2 protein-coding genes are annotated in these 3,153 nt (G+C 65.1%); both read left to right on the plus strand.

The window, feature by feature from the left end:
* Positions 1 to 731: (S)-ureidoglycine aminohydrolase (gene allE / locus ACIPIA_RS13150; RefSeq protein ID WP_400510196.1), on the plus strand; the 731-nt coding region annotated here is incomplete at its 5' end.
* A 211-nt stretch (positions 732 to 942) separates the two neighbouring features.
* Positions 943 to 3,099: a sodium-translocating pyrophosphatase gene (locus ACIPIA_RS13155; RefSeq protein ID WP_400510197.1), complete on the plus strand. Its 2,157-nt coding sequence runs from the start codon at positions 943 to 945 to the stop codon at positions 3,097 to 3,099.
* Positions 3,100 to 3,153 lie beyond the last annotated feature (54 nt).

Below are 3,153 nucleotides of genomic sequence, written 5' to 3' on the forward strand. Positions count from 1 at the left end.
TCGTGCGCCCGAACTACGCCTTCATGCCACCTGAGGGCGTGCTGATCAGCCGGCTGCCGCAATACAAGGACACGATCGTTCGTGTTCTCGCGGCCCCCGTCCTCGGCGCCGCCTTCGCGCAGTACGTTCTCGAGGTCGCGCCCGGGGGCGGCACGCCGGCCCCCTTCAGCGAGGAGGGCGTCCAGCATTTCTTCTACGTGCTGTCGGGCGAGGTTGCGTTTGCGATCGATGGGGCAAGCGCGCAAGCGATGACGCCGGGCGGCTTCGCCTATCTGCCGCCGGCCACCGCCTTCACCCTGCGCAACGAAGGCGGCGAACCCGCTCGCGTTCTTGCGCTGCGCAAGCGCTACGAGCCCGCGCACGGGCTGGGCATCCCCGAGCCTATCCTGTCGCATCAGGACGCCGTGCCGATGACGAATCACACCGGCAAGGAAGGGCGCGGCTTCCAGTTCCTCCTGCCCTATGGCGACATGCGCTTCGATTTCGAGATGAACCTGATGTGGTTCAAGCCGGGCGTCTGCTTTCCGGCCGTCGAGACGCATGTCATGGAGCACGGCCTCTACATGCTGGAAGGGCAGGGGCTCTACCTGCTCGGCGACGACTGGCACGAGATCTGGGCGCAGGATTTCATCTGGATGGGCGGTTTTTGCCCGCAGCAGTTCTATCCGACCGGCCACGGTGACGCCTGCTATCTGCTCTACAAGAACGTCAACCGGGACGTCCCGCTGTGAGCCGGACGGGCCGCGCCTGACAACCGAACGAATTTGTCAGGCGCGCCGTTTGCGCTCTTCGACGAAACTTGCCACAAATTCGCCTGACACTGGCGACGCGGAGCGGGCCTTGTAGTCTTCAGGGCCCGTTTTTCGTTGCCTGACGTCCAACGCTGCAAAAGAGGAGCGACAGCGCTCCCGACGGCTCGGAAGCTCAAGGTCAGGATAACGAATGTCAGCTCTGCTTCTCATCATCATATTGAGTGCGCTGTCGATAGCCTACGGCATCTGGGCCTATGGCGACGTCATGAAGCGCGATGCCGGCAACCAGCGCATGCAGGAGATTTCCGGCGCGGTGGCCGAAGGCGCGCAGGCCTATCTCAAGCGCCAGTACCTCACGATTTCCATGGTGGGCGTCGTGCTCTTCGTCGTGCTCGCCTGGTTGCTGGGCAAATGGGTGGCGATCGGCTTCCTGATCGGTGCGGTGCTTTCGGGCGCCGCTGGTTTCATCGGCATGAATGTCTCTGTGCGCGCCAATGTTCGAACCGCCCAGGCCGCGATGCAGTCGCTGGGCGAAGGGCTGGACGTCGCCTTCAAGGCGGGCGCCGTCACCGGCATGCTCGTTGCCGGCCTCGCACTGCTCGGCGTCGCCGTCTACTACGGGGTCCTGACCTCCTATCTGGGCTTTGAACCCTCCAGCCGCACGGTGATCGATTCGCTGGTCGCGCTGGGCTTCGGCGCTTCGCTGATCTCGATCTTCGCCCGTCTCGGCGGCGGCATCTTCACCAAGGGCGCTGACGTCGGCGCCGATCTCGTCGGCAAGGTCGAGGCCGGCATCCCGGAGGACGACCCGCGCAACCCGGCGACGATCGCGGACAATGTCGGCGACAATGTCGGTGACTGCGCCGGCATGGCCGCCGACCTGTTCGAGACCTATGCGGTGACGCTGGTCGCGACCATGGTGCTTGCTGCGATCTTCTTCGCCGGACAGCCGGTGCTGGGCACGATGATGCTCTACCCGATGGCGATCGGCGCAGCCTGCATCGTCACCTCGATCATTGGTACCTTCTTCGTGAAGCTTGGCGCCAACCAGTCGATCATGGGTGCGCTCTACAAGGGCTTCATCGCGGCCGGCGTCCTGTCGGTCGGCGCGATCGCCGCGGTCAACTACGCGATGTTCGGCGGCTTCTCGGCGGCCTTCAAGACGGTGCAGGGCGTAGGCTTCACCTCGGGCGGGCTCTTCGCCTGCGCGCTGGTCGGCCTTGCGGTGACGCTCCTGATCGTCATCATCACCGAGTACTACACCGGCACGGGCAAGCGCCCGGTGGTCTCGATCGCCCAGGCCTCGGTGACCGGCCACGGCACCAACGTCATCCAGGGCCTCGCGGTCTCGCTGGAATCGACCGCGCTGCCGACGATCGTGATCATCGCCGGCATCATCGCCTCCTATAGCCTTGCCGGCCTGTTCGGCATCGCCATCGCCACCACCGCGATGCTCGCGCTGGCCGGCGTGGTCGTGGCGCTCGATGCCTTCGGACCGGTCACGGACAATGCCGGCGGCATTGCCGAAATGGCAGGCCTGCCCAAGGAAGTCCGCCACTCCACCGACGCGCTCGATGCGGTCGGCAACACCACCAAGGCGGTCACCAAGGGCTATGCGATCGGCTCGGCCGGCCTCGGCGCGCTGGTGCTCTTCGCTGCCTACACCTCGGACCTGAACTTCTTCATCTCCGAGGCCAACAAGGCCGGCAGCACGGCATTCCAGTACTTCAAGGGCGTCACGGTCGACTTCTCGCTGTCCAATCCCTACGTCGTCGTCGGCCTGCTGCTCGGCGGCCTCATTCCCTTCCTCTTCGGCGGCATGGGCATGACGGCAGTGGGACGCGCGGCCGGTTCGGTCGTCGAGGAGGTCCGCAAGCAGTTCCGCGAGAAGCCCGGCATCATGGAAGGCAAGGACCGGCCCGATTACGGCCGCGCGGTCGACATGCTGACCCGGGCCGCGATCAAGGAAATGGTCGTGCCCTCGCTCCTGCCGGTGCTGGCGCCGATCGTCACCTATTTCGTGATCTACTGGATCGCCGGCAAGAACAACGCCTTCGCGGCCGTCGGCGCCATGCTGATGGGCGTGATCGTCACCGGCATCTTCGTCGCGATTTCGATGACCTCCGGCGGCGGCGCCTGGGACAACGCCAAGAAGAGCTTCGAGGACGGGTTCGTCGACAAGGACGGCGTGCGCCACCTGAAGGGCTCCGACGCGCACAAGGCATCGGTGACCGGCGACACCGTCGGCGACCCCTACAAGGACACGGCGGGTCCCGCCGTAAACCCGGCGATCAAGATCACCAACATCATCGCTCTCTTGCTGCTGGCGATCCTGGCGCATTCCTGATCGCAAGAGTCGTCATGACAATTGGGCCCGCGGCGAAAGCCGCGGGTTTCTCTT

Source organism: Allobosea sp. CER48 (assembly GCF_044752385.1).
GTDB lineage: Bacteria > Pseudomonadota > Alphaproteobacteria > Rhizobiales > Beijerinckiaceae > Allobosea.

What these genes read in the sequence shown, in the direction of transcription:
- ACIPIA_RS13155 (WP_400510197.1), top strand. Translation starts at nt 943, where the DNA reads ATGTCAGCTCTGCTTCTCATCATCATATTGAGTGCGCTGTCGATAGCC.